Here is a 22,799-nt window from a genome sequence, read left to right on the forward strand (position 1 = left end):
GCATCCCTGCTCATGCCATGCCGGGAGCCTCTACCAAAATGCCCGCTTCGTCCTGCACTCGGGATTGGAAGAGCCCAACAAAAAAAGAGATACCTGTTTAAGGTATCTCCTCGCTGATTGACAAGTAGCCTGATTCCGATACTGAAATCCTGCGATCCGTGGTCGCTTCTTGGAACAAAACGCCCAGTTGATGCAAAGCTCCCCGCCTTGGCTCGCTCCTCTATTTTTTGCGGTTACGCAAGAAAGTCGGCACTTCCAAATGCCCGTAAGGATCGATGAAATCATTATTTGAGTTTTGTTTTTCCTTTTCAACGCGGCTAAATGGGGAGAAAGTCGACTCTTCTTTTTGCGATTGTTGATTGACAAACATCGGCTTGCTGGATTTGGGGGGGTGTATTGAAATGTGTTTCTCTTGTTGCTCATGGTCAAAACCCGTCGCGATCACCGTGACCAAGATCTCATCTTTCAAGTCTTCATTGATCACCGCACCGAAAATCATGTTGACTTCCGGATGAGAGGCTTGCGTCACGATATCGGCCGCTTCATACACTTCGTACAAGCTCAAGTTGGTTCCACCGGTAATATTCATCAATACCCCGCGCGCACCATCGATAGATGTTTCCAACAATGGGCTGCAAATTGCCTTTTTGGCCGCTTCGGCTGCGCGGCTCTCGCCCGTTGCCGACCCGATACCCATCAGTGCGGAACCGCGTTCGGTCATAATCGTACGCACGTCGGCGAAGTCCAAGTTGATCAAGCCAGGAACGGCAATCAAATCGGAAATCCCTTGCACACCTTGCCGCAAGACGTTATCCGCTTCACGGAACGCCTCCAGCATGGGCGTGTTTTTGTCGACAATATCCAACAACCGATCGTTGGGGATGACGATCAACGTGTCCACGTTTTCTTTCAACGCGGCTACCCCTTGTTCGGCTTGGCTCGCCCGCCGTCTTCCTTCGAAGGTAAACGGCTTGGTTACCACGCCGACCGTGAGTGCACCCAATTCCCGAGCGATCAAAGCGATTTCCGGTGCAGCTCCCGTTCCTGTTCCGCCTCCCATGCCCGCGGTAACAAACACCATGTCTGCGCCTTTCAATACATTTTCAAGCTGCTCCCGGCTCTCTTCGGCCGCTTTTTTGCCAATCTCCGGCTTGGCACCAGCCCCCAAGCCACGTGTCAGCTTCTCCCCGATTTGCAAACGGATAGGGGCTTTGGCGCGGCTGAGCGCTTGGGCGTCAGTGTTAACTGCGATGAATTCGACCCCTTGCACCCCCGCTTCGATCATGCGGTTAACCGCATTGCTACCGCCACCACCAACACCGATCACTTTAATCTGGGCGATTTGTTCCATTTCCAGATCAAAATCTAACATGATCTTGTCCCTCCAATACAATCTCTACTGATGTAACAATAATCGAATGACCTAGATGAATTCACTTAACCAACTCTTCACTCTCTCTAACGCAGAAGGCGGCCGTTTCCCTTTCTGTCGCGGAGGGTGGGCAGGTCTCGGGTTGGTCGGCTGGAGCACGCCCCGTTTCTGCAGATAGTGGATCATCCCCACCCCTCCCGTATACGCCGGCTCTTTGACACCGATGTTTTTAGGGGCAGCGATGCGTACCGCGGCACCCAATTGGCTCTGGGCGACATGAATGATCTGTTTGGTGGCCATGACCCCCCCTGTTAATACGTACCCTCCAGCGGGCTCATCTGAGAATCCCATCGCTTTGACTTGCTGCTTGATCAGATGAAACATCTCCTCCAACCGGGGTTCAATGATTTGCGAGAGTTCCAGCTGGGTGACCGTTCGCTCTCGCGTCGTGCCGATCGTTTGCACTTGAAATGTTTCATTCACATCGGCAAAATCCTTGCTGGCCACACCGTATTTGCATTTCACTTCTTCCGCGGTGCTAGTCTGCGTTCGCAAGCCGATGGCGATGTCATTGGTGATGAATTCTCCTCCGATGGGTATCACCGAAGTGCCGGCCAAATGTCCCTGTTGGAACACTGTCAACGTCGTCGTCCCACCGCCGATATCAGCCACGACCACGCCAAGGTTCTTCTCATCCGTGGACAGACAGAGTTCGCTTACCGCCAATGGCAAGAAAACCATGCCCGCGATGCTCAAATTCGCACGTTCGATGCATCTAAGTAAATTTTCGATAATCGTTTTCGCTCCGGTGACAATGAGCGCGTCTACCTCCAAACGAACGCCGATCATCCCATTCGGATCTCGGATATCATCTAATCCATCAACGATGAATTGTTTCGGAACCACTTCGACAATTGCCCGTTCCGGCGGTATGGCAATGACACGGGCTGCCTGTAAAACACGGTCAATATCATGATAGCCGATCTCTCTGTCTTCACTGGCCACTGCTACCACACCATGACTGGGTTGCAATGAGACATGATGCCCAGACACTCCGATATAGACTTCCGAAATCTCTATTCCAACCATGCGTTCGGCATGGTCTACCGCTTCACGAATGGATTGAACCGCCTGATCGATATTGATGATGGCTCCCTTTTTCATCCCCAGTGAATCAGCTGTTCCAACACCAACAATGTGCGTTGTTCCGTCCGGATTGATTTCTGCTACGATAACGCGAACCTGTGATGAGCCTAAATCCAAAGCAATCACAAAATCTTCATTGCTCAATCCTGGGCACCTCCTTGCCCGAGAAGTAAAACTCTGTTTGAATAAAGAGATCTGTAAGTAGGGAAAGGGAGGAAATACTTACAAACCATATTCAACAGCCGGGGGAATTTCCCCTCTTAAAACTGTTCATTTTTCTTCCTCAAACTTACATATTTTCCCAATCATGGAAATATCCTCATTCCATCTCCGCTTGAAGTTGGGGCTTCCCTGACCTCTCCGGCGCAAACCAGATGCTCTCCAACAAGTAGATCGCTCCTGGCGGATGCTGGTAAAATGAGGGATAATATTGACATTTGGTAGCTAATTCTTTAGCTCGGACATAAATCCGGTGTTGCTGGTCACTCTGAATTTCCACCTGTTCCGCATCGGTAGCGGCAGGGGAAATGGTGACAAATTTTTTACGTATTGGTTCGGGCAATCGAGCAATTTGCTTTACTGCTGAGGTGAAAGTCGGGTTAATGCGGGCCCATCCCCTGAAAATCGGCTGACGCGGCCGACTCGTCAGATAGGGCCTTGCGGCAAGAATCGTTCCATTTGAGAGTATGGGCAGGAGTTTTTGATCATTTGTTTCGAATATTGCGACGGGAGGCCACTCTTCTACTCGTATGTACACCTGATTGGGAAAGCGTGTGATCACGCTGGCCCTTTTCACTTCAGGCAACTGCATAAGCGCTTGCTCTGCGCGTGCGCCATCCATGCTGAAATAAGAAATTCCTTTTTTCATCCGTGTTTTCGCCAATATTTCATCCGCTTTCACCAGATGATGACCACTGATGTGGATCGTTTCTATTTTGCTAAGCGGTGAACGCAAGAATAGGATAAATAACATTCCCGAAAAAAACACAAAGATGAACACGAACAACCAGGGTGCAGGGGAACGTCTTCTTCCTACCCGTGAGCGAAAGTGAGGAATACGCTCATCCATGGTAGTGACTCCTTTCCACAACACCAATCGCCTGTCTGTTCATTCACACTAAATCTTATAGTCTTCCCTATATATTACCACAAACAACCGGGGCTCACATGAATTTTAACACAAAAAACAGAAGCACGGGATGTGCTACTGTTTTTTCAAGGCCACTCTATGGATTTGTCCTCCCAGTTGCGCGATCACTTCATCGAGCCGCTCATATCCCCGATCGATATGTTCGACCCCGGCAACCACCGATCTTCCTTGCGCGTTCAGCGCCGCGATCACCAAGGCAGCACCGGCGCGCAAGTCTGTCGCGCATACATGGGCACCCGTCAGCCGTCTGATACCGTGGACAGTCACGGTATCCCCTTCCAGCCGAATCTCGGCCCCCATTTTTTTTAACTCCTCCACGTGCTTCAAGCGGGAATCGAAAATTTTTTCCGTCACGCGACTTGTTCCCTCACACAAGGTGAGTAGCGCTAGCATTTGCGGCTGCATATCCGTCGGGAAACCCGGATAAGGGGTGGTGACGATGTGCGGAATGCCAGTTAACTTTCGCTCCGCCTGCACCCGCAATCCCCTCTCTGCCGTTTCAATTGCGAGCCCGGTCTGCCGTAGCGATTCAATGACACTTTCCAGATGCTCCGGCACCACGTTGTCAAGCTCCACCTCGCCACCAGTTGCTCCGGCCGCGATGATCAACGTTCCAGCGACGATCCGATCTGGCATGACCGAGTGATTCGTAGCCTGCACCTTCGGGACGCCCTGAATGACGATAGTGGACTCACCCGCCCCCTGCACTCTGGCTCCCATCTTATTGAGAAAAGCGGCCAAGTCGACAATCTCCGGTTCGCGCGCGGCATTGGTGATCACGGTTTCCCCCGTGGCACACACCGCGGCCATCATGATGTTCTCAGTCGCTCCAACACTAGGAAAGTCCAAGGTAATTTCTGCACCCTTCAGTTCAGGGGCACTACACGCGATGATGTCCCCCTCTTCCGCCACTTCCACTCCCAAGCAAGCCAATCCTTTCAAGTGTAAATTGATCGGCCGTTTGCCAATGGCGCAACCTCCGGGGCGCGATATGGTCACTTTGCCCAATCTTGCGAGCAAGGGCCCCATCAGAAAAATGGATGAGCGGATACGGCTCATCAGCTCATCCGGAATGTGGGTTTGATTGAGCCCAATCGTATCCACTGTGACCCGGTGCCCGGTGCGTTCCACTTTGGCGCCAAGGCTTTGCAAGATGCGGCACATCGCATCGATGTCCGTCAGTTGGGGCACATCGTGAATTTCATACGTTCCGGCAGCGAGCACGGTAGCCGCCAAGATAGGAAGGGCCGCATTTTTCGCTCCTTGTACGCGCACCCGCCCTGTTAATGGCGTCCCACCTTCGATGACAAATCCTTCCAATATGTCACCTCCGTTTACGCTTCACCCACCACCTGCACTTCAGGCTCCAACACCACCTGGTATTTTTCTTCGATTGTCTTCTTCACATGAGCAATTAAGTTCAACACATCTTCCGCCGTCGCGTTGCCGCGGTTGATGATGAAGTTCCCGTGCATCTCGGACACTTCCGCATCTCCGATCCGGTACCCTTTGAGCCCGGCTTCCTGAATCAGCCGTCCCGCATAGTCGCCAGGAGGATTACGGAAAACGCTGCCCGCGCATGGATATTGCAGGGGTTGGGTCTGTCTGCGGCGATCTTTGAACTTGGCCAATTGGGCTGTGATTTCTTCCTTGTTGCCCCGTTCCAGACGGAAAGTGGCTTCAGTGACAATCCCCTTCATCTTCGTTTGCAAAATGGAAGTCCGGTAACTAAACGCCATTTCCGCATTGGAAAGTGTCACCCATTCGCCTGATTCCAAAAGCACCTTCGCCGATTCCAGCACGCGGGCTATCTCTGAACCGTGTGCTCCGGCATTCATGTAGACGGCGCCCCCGACATTGCCCGGAATGCCCCCAGCAAATTCCAATCCGGTCAAGCCTTGTTTGGCGGTCATCGTGGCCAGCAGGATAGTGGAATACCCTCCTCCCGCAACCACTTTGGTGCCGTCGATTGCAAGACTGTTAAATCCTTCGTCCAGCTTGAACACAACGCCGCGAATGCCCCCGTCGCGGACGAGCAGGTTAGAACCCCGACCAATCGCGCGCCAAGGCAACCGATGCTCTCTTACAATCCGCATCGCATTCTCCAACTCTTCTTCATTGCGCGGATAAATCAACATGTCGGCGGGCCCGCCCACTTTCCATGTGGTATGGCGGGACAACGGTTCATTTTCTCTTACATCGGTCACACCCGCTAACTTCAATTCCTCGATCACTTGCTTCATTTACTATGTCCCCCCTCACCAAACATCTCCGACTGCAGCCCAACCGACAGTGGTTTACCACAGTTTATGCCAGTGAGCAGGCAATGTGACAAAAGCCCACTGGCTTGCATCCGCTTGTTAAAAGCGGGCTGTTGCGATTTTCTCCAATTCATCTACTAACACCTCAGCTGCTTGCGGTCGTCCCAACCGACGTGCCGCTTCACTCATATCATGATGTTCTTCCGGATCTTCAAGCAGGCGTTTAATTTCTCGCCACAACGTCTCTCCGGACAATTCGCTCTCTAACAGCATTTTAGAAGCGCCCTGCTCTTCCAACCATCGCGCATTGGCTTCCTGATGATTATTTGTCACATAAGGCGAGGGAATCAACACCGAAGGCAAGCCCAGCGCCGTCAGTTCCGCCAAGGTGGAAGCCCCAGCTCGTCCCACAACAAGGGTCGTCGCCGCAAGAACGTCTGGCATATTGTACAAAAACGGCTTGACAGACAGGTTTGGGAGTTCTTCCATCGGAATCCGTGAGCGGATGGTGTCAAAATGAACTTCCCCCGTGACATAGACAAAATGCACATGGGGAAGTTCTTTCATCCGGTCCACCATCTGCAGGACCGCTTCATTGATCGCTTTGGCGCCGCGGCTACCGCCGAACAGCAAGACAATCGGCTGATGCACATCGGCGATCCCCAACGATTTTCGCCCTTGGGTGGCACTGGCCTGCACCACCTCGGTCGCGCGGGGGTTTCCCGTAAACACAATGCGGTTAGCGCGCCCCAAATATTTTTGCGACTCCTCCAGGCTGATGGCCACCACATCCACATATCGGGACAAAAACTTCGTCGTCATTCCCAACACGACGTTTTGCTCATGGATGAGGGTAGGAATCCCCATGCGGTGGGCGGCGTACACCGGCGGGCCGCTAACAAAGCCGCCCGTACCCACAAACACATCCGGCTGGAATTCCTTTATGTATGCTTTGGATCGCTTGACTGCGCTGATGAATGTACGAATCGTGTTTACATTTTTCCAAGAAATGCTCCGTTTGAATCCTTGAATCTCTATTGTATAGTAATGAATGTTCCCTTCTTTGGGAACAATTCGTGATTCCAGTCCATCTTCTGTTCCAATATAAGCAATTTCTACATCAGGATATCGTTTCTTCACTGTGCGCGCAATGGCTAATGCTGGATAAATATGTCCACCCGTTCCACCACCAGATAGCAAAATGCGCTTCATCCTCTCTCCTCCTCACCCGAATCATCTGTTTGAAAACCGGGACAAATTCAGCAAAATCCCGACGGCCGCCAACGTCAATGTCAGCGATGACCCCCCGTAACTCAAAAACGGCAAAGTGATGCCGGTCACGGGAAAGGCTCCTGATACCACTCCGATGTTTATTACCGCTTGAATCATAATCATCGCCGTAATCCCCATCGCAACCAAACTGGAAAACAGATCAGGTGATGTAATGGCCACGCGCACGCCGCGCCACACGATGATAGCAAACAACAAGATCACTGTTGCGGCGCCAATAAACCCCAGCTCTTCCGCCAAAATTGAAAAAATGAAATCAGTATGCGGCTCCGGGAGATAAAGGTGCTTCTGTTTGCTCATTCCCAATCCCAATCCGAGCAATCCCCCCGGCCCGATCGCATACAGCGATTGAATTAATTGATAGCCCGCACCCAGCGGATCTTCCCAGGGATTGAGAAATGCCACAATCCGTTGGATTCGATAAGGAGCGGCCAGCACGAGGCCTACGAAACCCACAATCCCCAACAGCATAAAGCCCACCAGGTGTTTCATTCGCGCCCCAGCCGTAAAGATCAGGACGAGACCCGTCCCCATCAGGACAGTTCCCGTCCCCAAATCCGGTTGTAGCATAATGGCTCCGAAGGCCAGCCCCAGCAAAGTCAGCCCAGGCACAAATCCTTTGGCAAACGATGCTATGGGGAATCCGGGTTTTGCGTACATCCTTGACAAATAGGCGATCATCGCCAATTTCATAAACTCCGAAGGTTGGATGCTAAACGCCCCGATCCCCAGCCAGCTGCGCGCTCCGTTGCGCAAGATGCCGACACCCGGAATCAATACGACAATCAATAAAACAAAACATATAATAAGGCCGGGTTTTGACCACTCATAAAACTTCTGCGGATCCAGCCGAGAAATCCATAACATCGCGAAAACGCCCAACGCGGCAAACAGAAATTGCCGTTTGGCAAAATAAAAGGCATCTCCGTATTTGTGATAAGCAAATGCAGCGCTCGCGCTGTAAACCATCAGGACACCGATGGATAATAAGAGCAAGATCGCGACTACAATCACATAATCGGGAGAAGTCCGTACATTTTTCATGGGCGTTTTCACCTCTTACAGATTTGGGCAAGCTTCTTATACTTGAAGCCTATGCACGGCTTGTTTAAATATGCTACCCCGCTCTTCAAAAGAGGTGTATTGATCCCAGCTGGCGCAAGCCGGCGACAAAAGCACCACATCCCCGTCTTGAGCCAGACCAGCGGCCCTGTTCACCGCTTCTTCCAAATCATCGACCACCTGCACGGCTGGTACCCCGGCATCGCGTCCACGTTCAGCCAAAATCGACTTGGATTGCCCATAAGTGATGACAGCTTTAGCGCGGCCACGTAACACCGGAACCAGCTCTTTGAAATCAACACCGCGATCCAAACCCCCGCCGATCCACACGACCGGCTCTGTGAAAGCCTCTAGCGCTTTGATGGCCGCCTGGGCGTTGGTCGCTTTAGAGTCGTTGTAATAACGTACACCGTTGATGGTCGCCACATATTCCAGCCGATGCTCCACGCCGTGAAACTCGCGCAACGTTTGCGCCACCGCATCAAGCCTGGCCCCAGCGGCCAGTGTGATCGCAGTAGCTGCCAACGCGTTTTCCAAATTGAAATCGCCATGTAGCGCAACTTCATCCACAGGCAAGATCGCCTGCGTCTGACCGCCATTAATCACGTAGATTACACCATCTTGTGCATAAACCCCCTGCTCCACCGGGACGGTGCGGCTAAACCACCAGATATCGCTGGAAATCGTCTTCGCCACTTCCCGGCAAACCGGTGAATCGGCGTTTAAAACAGCAATGTCTCCGGCCTCTTGGTTGGCAAAAATCTTACGCTTCGACGCCACATAATCTTCCATGGTTTCGTGATAATCGAGGTGGGCAGGAAATACGTTTAACAAAGCCGCAATACGTGGGCGAAATTGTTCGGTCCCCTTCAATTGGAAACTGCTCAATTCGGCGACCAACCATTCGTCGCTCGTCACCCGTTCCACCACATCGGCCAACGCTTGTCCAATGTTGCCGGCTACTGTGCACTTCACTTGGGAGCGCGTCAAGATCTGCCCTACCAACGACGTCGTGGTGGTCTTACCGTTAGAGCCGGTGATACCAATCATCGGCGCCTTGGACAGCGCGCCCGCGATTTCCACTTCTGTCACCACAGGCACGCCGGCCGCCAACGCCTGCTGAACGGGCTTGGCCCGGTAAGGGATGCCCGGATTTTTAACCAGCATTTCTACTTGCTCGTGAATCAAATCATCAGGATGTTCACCGCAAATGACTGGAATGCCGAGCGCTTCCAGCTCATTCGCTTCTGGGCAAGCCGAACGTGGTTTCAAGTCGTTGACCACGACCCTCGCCCCCAAACGGTGAAGGAGCTTGGCGACAGCCACCCCGCTCCTTGCCAATCCCAGTACGACAACTGAACGACCTGTCCAGTTTTCCTTCGTCAAACGACTCATTTAATGAACACCTCTAACACGACTCCAATCACAGCGAGAATTAATCCCCACAACCAGAAAGTCGTTACCACTCGCCATTCGGACCAACCGACCAATTCAAAGTGATGGTGAAGCGGACTCATGCGGAAAACGCGTTTGCCGCGCAACTTGAACGAAGCCACTTGGATCATAACGGACATGGCTTCCAGTACAAACACCCCACCGATGATCGGCAACAAGAGTTCTGTTTTGGTGATAACCGCCAAAGCGGCGATCCCCCCACCCAAGGCCAAGGAACCGGTGTCCCCCATAAACACTTTGGCCGGATGGGCGTTGAAAACCAAGAAACCGAGCAACGCCCCGACGACAGCGACAGAGAAGATGGTAACCGTCGGATTGCTTTGCATATAACCAATGATGGCATATGCGCCATAGGCACAAACAGCAGTACCTGAAACCAAGCCGTCCAAGCCGTCAGTCAAGTTCACGGCGTTAGACGCCCCGATCATCATCACCAACAAGAGCGGCAGATACAGCCAGTTGAGCTGAATCGTCCATTCCGTTCCCGGAACCGTCACGTCAAAGATGAACCCGCCCTTTGGTGTACGTACTTGCAACAACACCCAGAATAAGACCAAACCGATAAATAATTGCCCGAATAATTTTTGGTTCGCCGTCAGACCCAGGTTGCGCTTCATCACGACCTTGATGTAATCGTCCAAAAACCCAAGAATCCCGTAACCCAGGGTAGCAAACAGCAAGAAGAATAAGTCGGCGTTAATGACGGACTCATTTTTGTTCAACAGTTGAATGCTGCTAAACGGAACCGCCGTAAGCGCGATCGCCGTCATGATGATGACCCCGCCCATGGTCGGCGTGCCCGCCTTTTTCAAATGCGCTTGTGGGCCTTCTTCACGAATGCTCTGCCCAAACTTCAACCTGCGTAAAATCGGAATAATCACCGGGCCTAATATCACCGCTATTCCAAACGCCACTGCAAGCGGAACCAAGAAGATGCGATAATCTATATTCCCCATTGTCTCCCTCTACGCTCCTTCTGTTAATTTTCGTATCACGATGTCTAATTGCACTGCTCTGGAAGCTTTTACGAGCAACAGGATATGCGCGTTCCCCTCAGCGGACAGCAGATGCGCCGCTTCTTCGTGGGAAGAGAAATGGTGGATGACGCACGCACTCCCTGAAGCGGCCGACCACGCACCTTCGGCGATCCAGCGGCCCCGTTCACCGACTGTATACAGTCGCGAAACCCCTTTTTCTACGGCATAAGCTCCCAGTTCCCTGTGGTATTGCTCTTCCATGCTCCCAATTTCTCTGATGTCGCCGAGCAACGCCCACTTTTCCTTCTCCGGCGCCAGCTCCATCAATAAGTCGATGGCTGCGCGCATGGATGTGGGGCTGGCGTTGTACGCATCATCAATGATGTCCATGCCGTTGGCTGCCTGTTTCAATTCTAGGCGCATCCCCGTCAGTTGCACTTTGGCCAATCCGCGGGCGATTGCCTCCTCTTCCATGCCCAAAGCCCGGCCGACCGCAACGGCCATCAAGGCGTTTTTGACATTATGCCTGCCCAAAAGTGGCAAAACAAACGGCGTGCCACACCGACGCGAACGGAAACGGAACCCTTCAACGCCGACCATCTCCACATCCACCGGTGACTCATCCAGCTCGTCGGACCAGCCCACACGCACCCTAGGATGCGGATCATCGGCCAACAATCCCGCCAACAGCGGCTCGTCTCCGTCATAGATGAGCGGCCCCCGCTCATTCAGTCCCTTTTTAATTTCCAATTTGGCTTTGGCTATTCCTTCCCGGCTACCGAGAAACTCCAGATGGGACTCCCCGATGTTGGTAATCACGGCCACATCCGGTTTAGCGAGGTGCGACAAAACCTCGATTTCGCCAGCATGGTTCATGCCCATCTCAACCACAGCCACTTGGGTATCTTCCGGCATGGACGTCAACGTCAAGGGAACCCCGATGTGGTTGTTCAAGTTTCCTTTGGTTTTATGTACCCGATACGCTTCCGACAACACGGCTGCGATCAAGTCTTTGGTTGTCGTCTTCCCGTTGCTGCCGGTCACTGCAACTACCCGTACTTGCATCTCATCCCGGTAGCTAGAGGCGATGCGTTGCAAGGCCGACAATGTGTCATCCACAACGATCAGCGGGATGGGTGGTGTTTCCGGCAACGGTTGTTGACAACTCCACAATGCCGCGGCCGCCCCTTTGTCCACCGCTTGATTCAGGAATTGATGCCCATCAAACCGCTCTCCGACCAGAGGGACATACAATTGGTTGGCCTGAAGCGTCCGGGTGTCCGTCGACACTCCCCGCACAAGCAGATGCCGCGCCGTGGGGGTGCCGATAAGTTTTCCCCCTGTGACATGGCTTATCCACTCACATGTCCGTTCCATGCTCATTGGCCGTTTCCTCCCTCCGTTCGCGCTTCGATGGCTTCCCGAGCCACTTGGCGGTCGTCAAAATCGTACCGCACCCCTTGAATCTCTTGGTACGTCTCGTGCCCTTTCCCAGCGATCAAAATAATGTCTCCCGGCTCGGCCAACCGGATCGCTTCTGTGATCGCTTGGCGGCGGTCAGCAATCGTGACAACTTTGTCCCGCTCAGCCGGGTCGATGCCTGCCAACATGTCTTCGATGATGGCTTCCGGCTCCTCCGAACGAGGATTGTCAGAAGTGAAAATCGTCCAATCACTGTACTTGGCCGCAATTCTGGCCATCAACGGCCGTTTGGTGCGGTCGCGGTCCCCACCGCATCCCACCACGCAAGTAACCTTCTTCTGCGCAAACTCGCGAATGGTGGTAAGCACATTTTCCAAACTATCCGGTGTGTGGGCATAGTCAACCAATACGGTATAAGGTTGGCCCGCATGCACTGGCTCGAATCGGCCGTTCACCCCCGGAATCTGCTCCAAGCTCCGTTTGATCTCAGCCAATGGCAATCCCTCGATCAAGCCGACACTAATAGCGGCAAGAGCATTGTACACGTTAAACTTGCCGATCAATTGGAGCGTCATCTCGCAAGAACCGCGGAATGTTTCCAATGTGAACGCGGTCCCGCGCCCGGTGATGCGAATGTTCGAGGCGCGCACATCCGCAGGGCGATCGATCCCGTAGGTAACCACTTGCGCCGGTGTGATCGCCGCGTAGTGGGCCGATGCCTCATCATCCACATTCAGCACAGCAAACGCATTTTCCCCCGGCTCGCTCGCATAACGGTTGCCCAATTGGCTGAAGAGGAGCCCCTTAGCTTGGCGATATTCTTCCATCGTCTTATGGTAATCCAGATGATCTTGCGTCAGATTGGTGAACACGCCAATGTGAAATTGACTACCGCGTGTCCGCCCCAATGCCAGACCATGCGAAGAGACTTCTATGACTGAATACTCACAACCCTCGTCCCGCATCATCCGAAATCCTTTTTGCAGATCATGCGCTTCCGGGGTCGTATGTTTGGCCGGAAAAATCTTGTCTCCGATCTTCATCTGGACTGTGCCGATCACCCCCGTGGGATGTCCGGCGTCACCGAGCAATTTCTCGATGAGATAGGAAGTGGTCGTTTTTCCGTTGGTGCCCGTGATGCCTATCAATTTTAATTCACGCGTTGGATGGCGGTAATATTCCGCCGCGACAACGGCCAACGCCCGCCGACTATCCGGCACCATGATGACCGGCACGTCGCTGTCGACCGGACTTTCCACCATCACGGCCGCAGCCCCGTTTTGAATGGCGGCGGGTACATACTGATGCCCGTCAACTGTGAAACCACGCACAGCAACAAATAAATCTCCCGGTTTCACAAGACGGGAGTCCATTTGGATGCCGGTGATTTCCACATTGGGATCTCCCGTCACTGTATGTACCAGCAACGGCCGGATCAACTCTTTCAACTGCATGTTGCTCCTCCTTTTCAAAAAAGCGGACAGACAAGCAAAAAGCCAGGTTCATCATTCCTGGCACAAGATGATGCACATCCACTATTTTAATCTCCTTTGTTTTATTTGTCACTTGTCACGCCATCATCCGCGGCGGCGCGTTGACAGGCCGCTCACGCCAGACAAACAGGGGAAACCCAGTAACTGCACCCGTTTCCCTTTTCTCTCCGTTTGCATTTTGTTTGCAAATTGTTTGCAAAGAAATCACAAAGCATCGGGCCGATTTCCCTGCTTTGGTGCAGAAGTCCGTCCATTTTTCTTCTCCCCATCACCCAGATAGATCTTAATTGTGGTGCCCTTTTTCACCCGCTGGCCGGGTTTTGGCATCTGATCGACCACTATGCGCCCCTCTCCGTACACTTGAAGCGGAAATGAGAACAAGCTGTTGCGAATGCGTTCAATATCTTGTCCGGTCAAATTGGGTGTGCCCACCAACGCCGGAGTCAGCGGTGTGTCTTCTGGTGGAATCTGATTTTTGCGCTTGGGCACTTTCATATAACGCAAGCTGTCTTCAATGATGTCGCCCACAATCGGCGCAGCGACAACACCGCCAAACTGGATGCCTTTCGGGTTGTCGACCGCGACGTAAACCACCAAACGGGGATCATCGGCGGGGGCAAACCCGATAAACGAAACAATATGGTTGTTTCTCATGTACCGTCCATCTGGCCCTACTTTCTGTGCTGTTCCCGTTTTACCACCCACCCGGTATCCATCGACGAACGCCTTGCGGCCAGTACCCCGTGCCACTACGCTTTCTAGAACGTTGCGAACTTGATAGGACGTTTCTTTGGAAATCACGCGTCGCTTAACCTTGGGTTTAATTTCTTCCACCAGCTCTCCTGTTTCCGGATCAGCCCATCCTTTGGCCAGGTGCGGTTCATACAGCACTCCGCCATTGATCGCCGCGGATACAGCGGCCACTTGCTGAATCGGTGTTACCGACACTCCTTGCCCGAAAGCGGTGGTAGCCAGCTCCACTGGCCCAACCCGGCTCTCTTTGAATAAAATGCCTTTGGCTTCACCGTTTAAATCGATGCCCGTTTTTTGGCCAAACCCAAATGTGCGGATGTATGAGAAAAGGGTGGTTTTGCCCAAGCGTTGCCCCAGGGTCACAAAACCGGGGTTGCAGGAATTCTCCACAACCTCTCGAAAGTTTTGATGTCCATGCCCACCCGCTTTCCAGCAACGCAAGCGGGCACCGCCGACCATGATATACCCAGGATCATTAAATGACTCGTTGAGACTTACTTTCTTCTCTTCTAATGCGGCCGCCAAAGTAATGATCTTGAAGGTGGAACCGGGTTCGTACGTTTTCCAGATTGGCAAATTGCGGTTGTAGATCAACGGATTGGTTGTCCGGTATTGATCGGGGCGAAAGGTAGGGCGGCTGGCCATCCCCAGCAACTCTCCCGTCCGCGGGTCCATCGCGATCGCCAAGATATTCTCCGGCTGGTATTCAGCCATCGCCTGATCCAGTTCGCGTTCAATGATGGTTTGGATCTGATAATCCAAGGTGGTGACCAAGTTCATTCCGTCACGGGGCGGTGTGTAGCGATCCACTCCACCGGGAAGCTTCTCCCCCCTGGCGTTGGTGCTGAATGACACGTAGCCCTTGGTTCCGCGTAGCTTTTCATCATAAATGAGTTCAATGCCCGCCAGCCCCTGATTGTCAATGCCTGTGAACCCCAGGACATGCGCTGCCATCGAGCCGTACGGATAATACCGCTTGCTGTCCTCCACGACGGCAATTCCCGGCAACCGAAGCCCTTGAATCTCACGAGCCTTTTCTTCGGATATTTTCCGACCCCACGGCGTGATGCGATTGATGACTTCCCTTTTGGTGATTTGTTCATAGATTTTTTCTTCAGGCCCCTGCAAAATGCTGGCCAGTATTTTCGCCGTCTTGGCCGGGTCCTTGAGCTGTGCCGGTATGGCCATGACCGATGGCGTGCTCACATTGTAAGCGAGCTCTTTTCGATTGCGATCAAGCAATTTCCCCCGCTTCGCTTCAAAAGGAATGTCGCGGCTCCACAGGTCTTTCGCCTTTTCCGCTAACCACGTACCTTGAAATAATTGGACATAAGCCAATCTACCCATCAACGCCGTCAATATGAAGACGGCAATGAGTAACAAGGAGAACAACCGTTTCCTGACTACTACCCGTCGACCACGCATGTTTTCCTTCCTCTCTTCCGGAGTCTCTTCTTACCTTCAAGCTATGTGGACGAGAAAAGAAAAATGACAAGCTTCCCGTGGCAACAAAAAACCAGTTGCCCTTGATGCAACTGGTGGTTTGATTGGCAAAGCCCGACTCGCTGCCAGGCTTTCCATCTATATCATTGACCGGCCGACCGCCTTTCAACGGAGTGCAGCGCTTCTCATTTTACGCCGTCCGCATACTGGTTTCGTTCGACTTTGCGAATCGGCAGGGCTTTCTCCAAGATGCTTTTGGCGACGGGAGCGGCTACCGTACCGCCTGACGCCTCTCCACCTTCCACAAACGGCTCATCAATGGCCACATAGACAACCAGGTCGGGATGGTCATAAGGAGCAAAACCAATGAATGAGACCATATGCTTGCCTTTCAAATATCCATTGCCGGCAGGGTCCGGCTTTTGGGCTGTGCCTGTTTTGCCGGCTACGCGATAGCCTGCCAAATCAGCCTTAGTTCCCGTTCCACTGCGCACCACTTCACGCAACAGCTCACGGGCCTTTTTGGCCGTCGACTCCTGAATAATACGTTTACTCTCGGGCTTGACCACTTTCACTTTGCGTTTAAGCTGAGGTTCCCACACCTCTTTCAAGACATGGGGTTTAATCCATTTTCCGCCGTTGGCCACAGCGGAAATAGCAGCAACCTGTTGAATCGGGGTGACAGATACACCTTGCCCGAAAGATGTGGCGGCCAATTCTGCCGGATAGAGGTCACGACCAAAAAACACGCCCCGTGCCTCTGCCGGAAGATCGATTCCGGTCTTTTTACCAAATCGCTCGGTAATCTTGCCGAAGCCGAACCGGTCAATGTAATCAGCCAGTTTCTTGGGCCCCAACGCCTTGCCCAGCAGAACAAATGCCACATTGCTCGATTGCTTGACACCTTCCCGGAAGCTGATCTCCCCCCATCCGGTGCCATTCCAATCGCGAATGATTTGGCCAGCGATATTGATCGCACCCGATTGGAAAGTCTTGTTTGCGTTGAAGATCCCCTCTTCAATCGCCGCGGCCAATGTCACGATTTTAAAGGTTGACCCCGGTTCGAATTGGCTTTCAATCGCTCGGTTGGTCCGATTTTCGTCATTCAATGTGGATGCGTACGAGTTTGAATCAAATGTCGGTCGGCTGGCCATGGCCAAAATCTCGCCAGTGTGAGGATCTGCTACAATTGCCGTTCCGCCTTTGGCTTGATAATTTGTGATCGCTTCTTCCAGCTCCAATTCGACCTGCGATTGAATTTGAGAATCAATAGTAAGTACGAGATCTTTCCCTTGTTGCGGCGGTTGGTTTTGATCTGGCGTGTCCGAAATCATCATGCCATTTTTCGCCTTGAGATATTTGACATAGCCCGCTTCGCCACGCAACAGCTTGTCATATACCTGCTCGACGCCGCCGACGGCTTTGCCATCCACATTCACAAACCCCAAAAGATGCGCAGCTGTTGAACGGGTATACTGACGCATTGTTGTTGAAAAGGCATAAATACCATGGATCTTCCCTTTTTCCCGCAACGCTACGACTTGACGGTATACGTTTTCGGGATATTTGTATTTGCCTTTGTCCCTAAGCTCAACTGAACTATCTTTCACGCTCAATTTGCGAATCAACACATCCCGGTCGATCCCCAGAATGGGCGACAGCGCATTTGCCGTCCCCTTCACATCTTTGACTTTGCTTGTATCGGCAACAAAATAGTAAGCGTCCACTTCCCATGCTAATGGTTGTCCCTTGGTTCGGTCATAGATACTGCCACGCTTCGGCTTGATCTTTTCTGATTTGATCCACTCTTCTTTCGCCTGAGCCAACAGCTCATCATGGTTAAAGGTTTGCAACCAAAACAGGCGGAAAATCAGCACAACCAAACAGAGCAACCATAGGAGTCCGATCAGAAGAGAACGCTCTTTGCTCTTCTTAATCAGCGAGCCCATGATTCAGCCTCTCCCATCTACGAATCCATTTCTTTGGTGATGCTGTTAGTCGATGAAATATCTCTCATCATGGCCGAATCGACGGGAGGTATTTGGGGGCGGTCAATTCCAAGCCGTTGCTCTCCGCAAACTTTCGAATCCGCTCAACATCCGCCAGCTTTTTTTTCTCCGTCTCCAGTTTGAAATTGACCTTGTGCGCTTCTTCAATGGCCGCGTTCGTTTCTTGCAACGCCACATTCAATTCGTTGACTTTGGCATATTTGGACAAAACCACCAACGCTAACGCCACACAGACGATGACGCTAGACAGGTATAGCAACTTTTCGCCCACCGTGACGGTAGTGCGGGGCGCTTTTTGTTTTTTGTCCCGCACTTTCGTATAAGGCTTCTCAAAGGGGCGGGCAACCGCAACGTTATATTGATCCCGTCTCATATATGAATCCTCCTCACGCTACCGACTTCTCCTTCATCCCTCTTTTTTATATTTTCTCTGCGACCCTCAATTTGGCAGAACGTGCTCTTGGATTTCTCTCTATTTCTTTATCTGTTGGTAAAAGCGGTTTCCTCGTGATGATCTTTAGCCGCGGTGTCTGTCCGCAGGTACAGACCGGAAAGGTAGGCGGACAAACGCATCCTTTGGCTTCTTCTAGAAAAAACTGCTTGCATATGCGATCTTCTAACGAATGGAATGTGATGACGCTGATTCGGCCTTGTGGGCGGAGAAGCCCGACCGAGTCGGCAAGCGCATCGCGAAACGCGTTCAATTCATCATTGACGGCGATACGGATCGCTTGAAATGAGCGTCGTGCAGGGTGTGGCCCCGTTCGGCGCGCTGGCGCGGGCACGGCTTGCTTGATGATGTCGACCAATTGCAGTGTGGTCGATATTGGCGCCTTGCTACGCTCTTTCACGATCATTTTAGCGATGCGGCGTGAAAACTTCTCTTCCCCGTATTCAAACAGGATGCGGACAAGCTCCTCTTCAGGCCACTCATTCACTACCTGATAGGCGCTCAACTCCTGCTCTTTGTCCATTCGCATGTCCAAGGGGGCTTCTTGGTGGTAGCTAAAACCTCTTTCTCCCTGATCCAATTGCGGAGAAGATACCCCCAGGTCAAACAGTATGCCATCAACCGATTCAAATCCCAACCCTTTAACGGCACTGGAGATGTGCCGAAAATTGGTTTTGACCAAATGGAGCCGACAAGAAACGCCGACCAAGCGCTCCTCGGCATGATCAAGCGCCATCTGGTCTTGATCCAAACCGATCAGCGTGCCTGACGGACCCAGTTGCTCAGCAATGAGGCGACTGTGCCCCGCCCCGCCTAGCGTGCAGTCGACATACACCCCGTCCGGCTTCAGATTTAAACCAGCCACTGCTTCTTCTCGTAATACAGTTACATGTTCAAACACATTGTTCATCCTTTGACTACAGATCCAGATCTACTATGCTTTCTGCGATCTCATTAAATGATTCCTCGGAGCTCTCATAATACTCATCCCACCGCTCCTTGCACCAAATCTCTACGCGTGAGGAGACGCCGATGATGACGCATTCCTTTGTCAGTTGAGCAAATTCGCGGAGATGGTTGGGTATGTTAACGCGGCCTTGTTTGTCCAATTCCGCTTCACAAGCTCCTGAGAAAAAAAAGCGCGTAAATTTACGTGCATCTGCTTTGGTAAATGGAAGGGTTTTTAACTTCTGTTCTAATTGTTTCCATTCGGATTGAGGGTATGCAAACAAACAGTGGTCCAATCCGCGGGTTATAACAAATGAATCGCCAAGTCCCTCTCTAAACTTGGCTGGCACAATGATCCGTCCTTTTTCATCGATATTGTGCCGAAATTCACCCATGAACATCCCACTGTCACTCCCCTCTCTCCCCCTTCCCTACCACTTCCCTCCACTTTCCACCACATTGGTAATTATACCACACGCCCATTAAAAAATCCTGCACTCATGTGCAGGATTTAACAGCCCGATTTACATCATTTTCCATTTATTCTAGTTCCCAGCTAGCCAGGTATTTTTCCTGCGCCGGGGTCAAACTGTCGATTTGGACACCGTTAGCCTCCAAGAAGTACCGGGAGACTTGCTCATCGATTTGGTACGGTACATCCAGCACGCGCGGACCGATCTGTTCATGGTTCTCCGCCACGTACAACAGCGAGAGCGCTTGGAGAGCAAAGGTCATGTCCATGATTTCCGCTGGATGTCCATCACCCGCGGCCAAGTTGACCAAACGCCCTTCAGCGAGCAGGTATAGCTTCCGCCCGTCGGCAAGGGTGTACTCTTCAATGTCCTTGCGTACCGTTTGTTTGCTGACGCTCATTTGCTCCAGCGCTTCTACATCGATTTCCACATTAAAATGGCCGGCATTGGCCAAAATCGCACCATGTTTCATCTCGCGGAGATGGTCGGCGTTCACCACGTTTTTGTTGCCGGTGGTGGTCACGAAATAATCCCCTTGCTTCGCCGCTTCGCTCATCGGCATGACCAGGTATCCGTCCATGTACGCCTCAGTCGCTTTAATTGGATCAACTTCGGTCACAATGACGCGAGCCCCAAGCCCTTTGGCCCGCATAGCCACGCCGCGTCCACACCAGCCGTAGCCGACCACGACGACGGTTTTGCCGGCGACCACCAAGTTGGTGGTGCGATTGATTCCGTCCCACACCGATTGGCCCGTTCCATACCGGTTGTCAAACAAGAATTTAGAGCAAGCGTCATTAACGGCAATCATCGGGAACCGCAACTCTTTTGCTTTTTCCAACGCGCGTAGGCGCAATATGCCCGTCGTGGTTTCTTCGCAACCGCCTTTAACATTCTCCAGGAGGTCAGGGCGCTCACTATGCAGGATTCCCACAAGGTCTCCGCCATCATCAATTATGTAATCCGGCTTTTCTTCCAAGGTTTTGATCAGGTGTTCTTTGTATTCTTCCGGCGTGGGATCGTATTTAGCATGAACGGTGACCCCCGCTACCGCCAGTGCCGCCGCAATATCATCTTGGGTAGAAAGCGGATTGCTCCCGGTGATGATCACTTCTGCACCAGCGTCGCGAATCAATTCGGCCAGGCAAGCGGTTTTCGCTTCCAAATGCAAAGAGATCGCTACTTTTTTGCCAGCCAGAGGCTTCTCCACCGATAACCGTTCGCGCAAGCGGTTTAACACGGGCATGTGTTCCTTGGCCCAATCCATTTTCAGGCGTCCCGCCGGAGCTAGGTTAACATCGCGGATGGTGCTTTTATCCAAACTATTCATGTCGCTCCTCCTCAAATGCATGCGTTACTTTATTCACCAACAGATATATTATACATCAAGTAATCCCATTAACAAATTCGGATTATAAGAACATACAATAATGCACATGCCGCCGCCCTTCGCCGACCAGCGGGGTTTCCAACAGGCGGTGTAGCCAATCCAATCCCCAAGCGTTCCAAAGGGAAAGGAAGTTATACACCCGTTCTTGCAATTTGCCGTCAGGCGTGACGGCCAGCGACAGCTCCTCCCAATGGCGCAATTCAACCTGGTGTTTCTCCCGCACGGCTCTCTCAGCGAAATGCTGGTAATACTCTACTTGCGCCAAAATTTTGCCCAGGTTCTTTTGCCCGATTTCCCGCGTATTTCTGCCAATCCCCTGCTCCAGATCATTTATCAGCGCCTCGTATTCCTGCTCGATGATCTGTTTGGCCGTGGCAAAGCGTTCCGCAAGTGCAAAGGGTACCCGCTCTGCTAACCACGCTTCCCGTTTGTCATCGAGGCCGGCCAGCACATCTGTCACAGAAAGCCCGAACTCATTCATGCGCTTTTGCACCCTGCGGTCCAGAATCGTCACCTGTAGGCGGGGTAGCACGATCGGCATGCGCAAACCCACTTGTGCAAAGGCTTGCTTGAGCAAACCCCAATAAGCCACTTCACCGGGCCCACCCACAAAATAAAGAGTTGGAAATAGATATTCCTGCATCAATGGCCGGGTGATAACGTTATTGCTCAATCGCTCCGGCGCCTCGTGCGCGATGTTGACCAGTTCGGCTTGCGTCAACCGCGTTTCGCCGTTTTTTGTTACCCAGCCTCCCACACCGCGGTACAAGGCTTGCCGTTCACCCGCTTCCAGTAAAAACAGATTCCCTTGCCCATCTTGCAAATGTACTGGTTCGGTAAGGCCGGACGCCACCAATCCGGCGCTCGCTTGTTGCACCCGCTCTTGAATTGATGCGCTTTGATCAATCAAAACAGTGAAAAACGACGCTTCCAAGCGGCGCAAGCCAGGATCAGCCGAGTCGATCAACAGAAGCCCTTCCCGACCGAACAGGCGGTGCATGATCCGTGCGAAATGCCGTGTCCAGCCGACGGGGCCCTCCAATAACTCTTGCATCTCCTCCAGCCATTCCCGTTTCGCCGCACCGTCCCCCATGATCTGGGTCAATGTTTGCAGGTAGGCTGACATCTCCTCTGGTTGCATCATTTGCATGGACACGGGTTGCTTGCCTGACAGCGGCCCCGTCCATTCCACTTTGGTCAAGCCGTCATGGCGGTCATGCACATGGATGTGATTCACTTCTTCGCTGTCGTGGTCTTCACCCGCAATCCAAAACACCGGAATGACAGGGCGCCCTAATCGGGCTTCTTCCTGTTTCGCCAACTGGATCAGTGTGATCGCTTTATACAAGGTATACAATGGGCCAGTCATCAACCCCGCCTGTTGCCCACCGATAACAACCAAGCTTTTGGGATCTGCCAAGCGGGTCAGGTTGCGCTCGACAACCGGATGCAACAGCTCTGGAGTGTGATACGCCCGTATGACCTCGGCCAGCTCGGCCCGATCTGCACCGCGCCACTCCCGCTCAATGTATTCCAATCGACTCGAAACGCTACATTCATCCCATGGATTATACTCATAAAAAGCCCGCACCCATTCGTCATCAGCTAGATAACGCTCCATAAACGGGTTGCCAACGGGTAGCCTGCTCGCTTTGATTTCCATATGTGACTCCTTCTTTATCGTATACTTTGCTTACCTTTCTA

18 protein-coding genes are annotated in these 22,799 nt (G+C 52.3%); all 18 read right to left on the reverse strand.

Annotated features, from left to right (window positions below; translation table 11 throughout):
* Nucleotides 1-220: 220 nt before the first annotated feature.
* Nucleotides 221-1,372 carry a cell division protein FtsZ gene (gene ftsZ / locus QQZ12_RS04685; protein WP_102992856.1) on the reverse strand — a complete coding sequence of 384 codons (1,152 nt, stop codon included), beginning with the start codon at nt 1,370-1,372 and terminating at the stop codon, nt 221-223.
* 51 nt (nt 1,373-1,423) lie between these two features.
* Nucleotides 1,424-2,662 (reverse strand): cell division protein FtsA, encoded by a 1,239-nt coding sequence (ftsA, locus tag QQZ12_RS04690; RefSeq protein ID WP_102992857.1) that lies wholly within the window; start codon nt 2,660-2,662, stop codon nt 1,424-1,426.
* Nucleotides 2,663-2,837: 175 nt separating this feature from the next.
* Nucleotides 2,838-3,587, reverse strand: coding sequence for a cell division protein FtsQ/DivIB (locus QQZ12_RS04695; protein ID WP_102992858.1), 750 nt, complete (start codon nt 3,585-3,587; stop codon nt 2,838-2,840).
* A gap of 135 nt (nt 3,588-3,722) precedes the next feature.
* Nucleotides 3,723-4,988: a UDP-N-acetylglucosamine 1-carboxyvinyltransferase gene (gene murA, locus QQZ12_RS04700; RefSeq protein ID WP_102992859.1), complete on the reverse strand. Its 1,266-nt coding sequence runs from the start codon at nt 4,986-4,988 to the stop codon at nt 3,723-3,725.
* 14 nt (nt 4,989-5,002) lie between these two features.
* The gene (gene murB / locus QQZ12_RS04705; RefSeq protein WP_102992860.1) at nt 5,003-5,911 is read right to left on the reverse strand and encodes a UDP-N-acetylmuramate dehydrogenase; all 909 of its coding nucleotides are present in this window, start codon (nt 5,909-5,911) and stop codon (nt 5,003-5,005) included.
* Nucleotides 5,912-6,028: 117 nt separating this feature from the next.
* Nucleotides 6,029-7,141, reverse strand: a complete 1,113-nt coding sequence (murG, locus tag QQZ12_RS04710; RefSeq protein WP_102992861.1) for an undecaprenyldiphospho-muramoylpentapeptide beta-N-acetylglucosaminyltransferase — start codon at nt 7,139-7,141, stop codon at nt 6,029-6,031.
* 21 nt (nt 7,142-7,162) lie between these two features.
* Entirely contained in the window at nt 7,163-8,263 is a 1,101-nt protein-coding gene (gene spoVE / locus QQZ12_RS04715; protein ID WP_102992862.1) for a stage V sporulation protein E, read from the reverse strand.
* Between the two features lie 36 nt (nt 8,264-8,299).
* On the reverse strand, nt 8,300-9,676 hold the full coding sequence (gene murD / locus QQZ12_RS04720; protein WP_102992863.1) for a UDP-N-acetylmuramoyl-L-alanine--D-glutamate ligase: 1,377 nt from the start codon (nt 9,674-9,676) through the stop codon (nt 8,300-8,302).
* Nucleotides 9,673-10,692, reverse strand: coding sequence for a phospho-N-acetylmuramoyl-pentapeptide-transferase (mraY, locus tag QQZ12_RS04725; RefSeq protein ID WP_123827459.1), 1,020 nt, complete (start codon nt 10,690-10,692; stop codon nt 9,673-9,675). Before mraY ends, murD begins: the two co-directional genes overlap by 4 nt.
* A 9-nt stretch (nt 10,693-10,701) precedes the next feature.
* Complete coding sequence (locus tag QQZ12_RS04730) at nt 10,702-12,096, reverse strand: UDP-N-acetylmuramoyl-tripeptide--D-alanyl-D-alanine ligase (protein ID WP_223247954.1); 1,395 nt, start codon at nt 12,094-12,096, stop codon at nt 10,702-10,704.
* Nucleotides 12,093-13,589: a UDP-N-acetylmuramoyl-L-alanyl-D-glutamate--2,6-diaminopimelate ligase gene (locus QQZ12_RS04735; protein ID WP_102992864.1), complete on the reverse strand. Its 1,497-nt coding sequence runs from the start codon at nt 13,587-13,589 to the stop codon at nt 12,093-12,095. The genes QQZ12_RS04730 and QQZ12_RS04735 overlap by 4 nt, the downstream gene beginning before the upstream one ends.
* Before the next feature lie 243 nt (nt 13,590-13,832).
* Nucleotides 13,833-15,806, reverse strand: a complete 1,974-nt coding sequence (locus tag QQZ12_RS04740; protein WP_102992865.1) for a stage V sporulation protein D — start codon at nt 15,804-15,806, stop codon at nt 13,833-13,835.
* 203 nt (nt 15,807-16,009) lie between these two features.
* Nucleotides 16,010-17,773, reverse strand: coding sequence for a peptidoglycan D,D-transpeptidase FtsI family protein (locus tag QQZ12_RS04745; RefSeq protein WP_102992866.1), 1,764 nt, complete (start codon nt 17,771-17,773; stop codon nt 16,010-16,012).
* Nucleotides 17,774-17,840: 67 nt separating this feature from the next.
* Nucleotides 17,841-18,206 carry a cell division protein FtsL gene (gene ftsL, locus QQZ12_RS04750; RefSeq protein WP_284724042.1) on the reverse strand — a complete coding sequence of 122 codons (366 nt, stop codon included), beginning with the start codon at nt 18,204-18,206 and terminating at the stop codon, nt 17,841-17,843.
* Between the two features lie 46 nt (nt 18,207-18,252).
* Complete coding sequence (gene rsmH, locus QQZ12_RS04755; RefSeq protein ID WP_416332396.1) at nt 18,253-19,185, reverse strand: 16S rRNA (cytosine(1402)-N(4))-methyltransferase RsmH; 933 nt, start codon at nt 19,183-19,185, stop codon at nt 18,253-18,255.
* Between the two features lie 16 nt (nt 19,186-19,201).
* Nucleotides 19,202-19,633: a division/cell wall cluster transcriptional repressor MraZ gene (gene mraZ, locus QQZ12_RS04760; protein WP_022736466.1), complete on the reverse strand. Its 432-nt coding sequence runs from the start codon at nt 19,631-19,633 to the stop codon at nt 19,202-19,204.
* Between the two features lie 139 nt (nt 19,634-19,772).
* On the reverse strand, nt 19,773-21,035 hold the full coding sequence (locus tag QQZ12_RS04765) for an adenosylhomocysteinase (RefSeq protein WP_102992869.1): 1,263 nt from the start codon (nt 21,033-21,035) through the stop codon (nt 19,773-19,775).
* Nucleotides 21,036-21,117: 82 nt separating this feature from the next.
* Nucleotides 21,118-22,758, reverse strand: coding sequence for a bacillithiol biosynthesis cysteine-adding enzyme BshC (gene bshC, locus QQZ12_RS04770; RefSeq protein ID WP_102992870.1), 1,641 nt, complete (start codon nt 22,756-22,758; stop codon nt 21,118-21,120).
* Nucleotides 22,759-22,799: the final 41 nt, after the last annotated feature.

Origin of the sequence: Laceyella tengchongensis (assembly GCF_900182735.1) — a bacterium.
In the GTDB taxonomy this organism is placed as follows: Bacteria; Bacillota; Bacilli; order Thermoactinomycetales; family Thermoactinomycetaceae; genus Laceyella; species Laceyella tengchongensis.

Excerpts from the sequence above, each read along its gene's own strand:
- bshC (WP_102992870.1), bottom strand. The coding sequence starts at position 22,758 with ATGGAAATCAAAGCGAGCAGGCTACCCGTTGGCAACCCGTTTATGGAG.
- QQZ12_RS04740 (WP_102992865.1), bottom strand. The coding sequence starts at position 15,806 with ATGCGTGGTCGACGGGTAGTAGTCAGGAAACGGTTGTTCTCCTTGTTA.
- ftsZ (WP_102992856.1), bottom strand. The coding sequence starts at position 1,372 with ATGTTAGATTTTGATCTGGAAATGGAACAAATCGCCCAGATTAAAGTG.
- spoVE (WP_102992862.1), bottom strand. The coding sequence starts at position 8,263 with ATGAAAAATGTACGGACTTCTCCCGATTATGTGATTGTAGTCGCGATC.
- QQZ12_RS04730 (WP_223247954.1), bottom strand. The coding sequence starts at position 12,096 with ATGAGCATGGAACGGACATGTGAGTGGATAAGCCATGTCACAGGGGGA.
- ftsL (WP_284724042.1), bottom strand. The coding sequence starts at position 18,206 with ATGAGACGGGATCAATATAACGTTGCGGTTGCCCGCCCCTTTGAGAAG.
- murG (WP_102992861.1), bottom strand. The coding sequence starts at position 7,141 with ATGAAGCGCATTTTGCTATCTGGTGGTGGAACGGGTGGACATATTTAT.
- QQZ12_RS04735 (WP_102992864.1), bottom strand. The coding sequence starts at position 13,589 with ATGCAGTTGAAAGAGTTGATCCGGCCGTTGCTGGTACATACAGTGACG.
- QQZ12_RS04745 (WP_102992866.1), bottom strand. The coding sequence starts at position 17,773 with ATGGGCTCGCTGATTAAGAAGAGCAAAGAGCGTTCTCTTCTGATCGGA.
- murB (WP_102992860.1), bottom strand. The coding sequence starts at position 5,911 with ATGAAGCAAGTGATCGAGGAATTGAAGTTAGCGGGTGTGACCGATGTA.
- mraZ (WP_022736466.1), bottom strand. The coding sequence starts at position 19,633 with ATGTTCATGGGTGAATTTCGGCACAATATCGATGAAAAAGGACGGATC.
- mraY (WP_123827459.1), bottom strand. The coding sequence starts at position 10,692 with ATGGGGAATATAGATTATCGCATCTTCTTGGTTCCGCTTGCAGTGGCG.
- murD (WP_102992863.1), bottom strand. The coding sequence starts at position 9,676 with ATGAGTCGTTTGACGAAGGAAAACTGGACAGGTCGTTCAGTTGTCGTA.
- QQZ12_RS04765 (WP_102992869.1), bottom strand. The coding sequence starts at position 21,035 with ATGAATAGTTTGGATAAAAGCACCATCCGCGATGTTAACCTAGCTCCG.
- QQZ12_RS04695 (WP_102992858.1), bottom strand. The coding sequence starts at position 3,587 with ATGGATGAGCGTATTCCTCACTTTCGCTCACGGGTAGGAAGAAGACGT.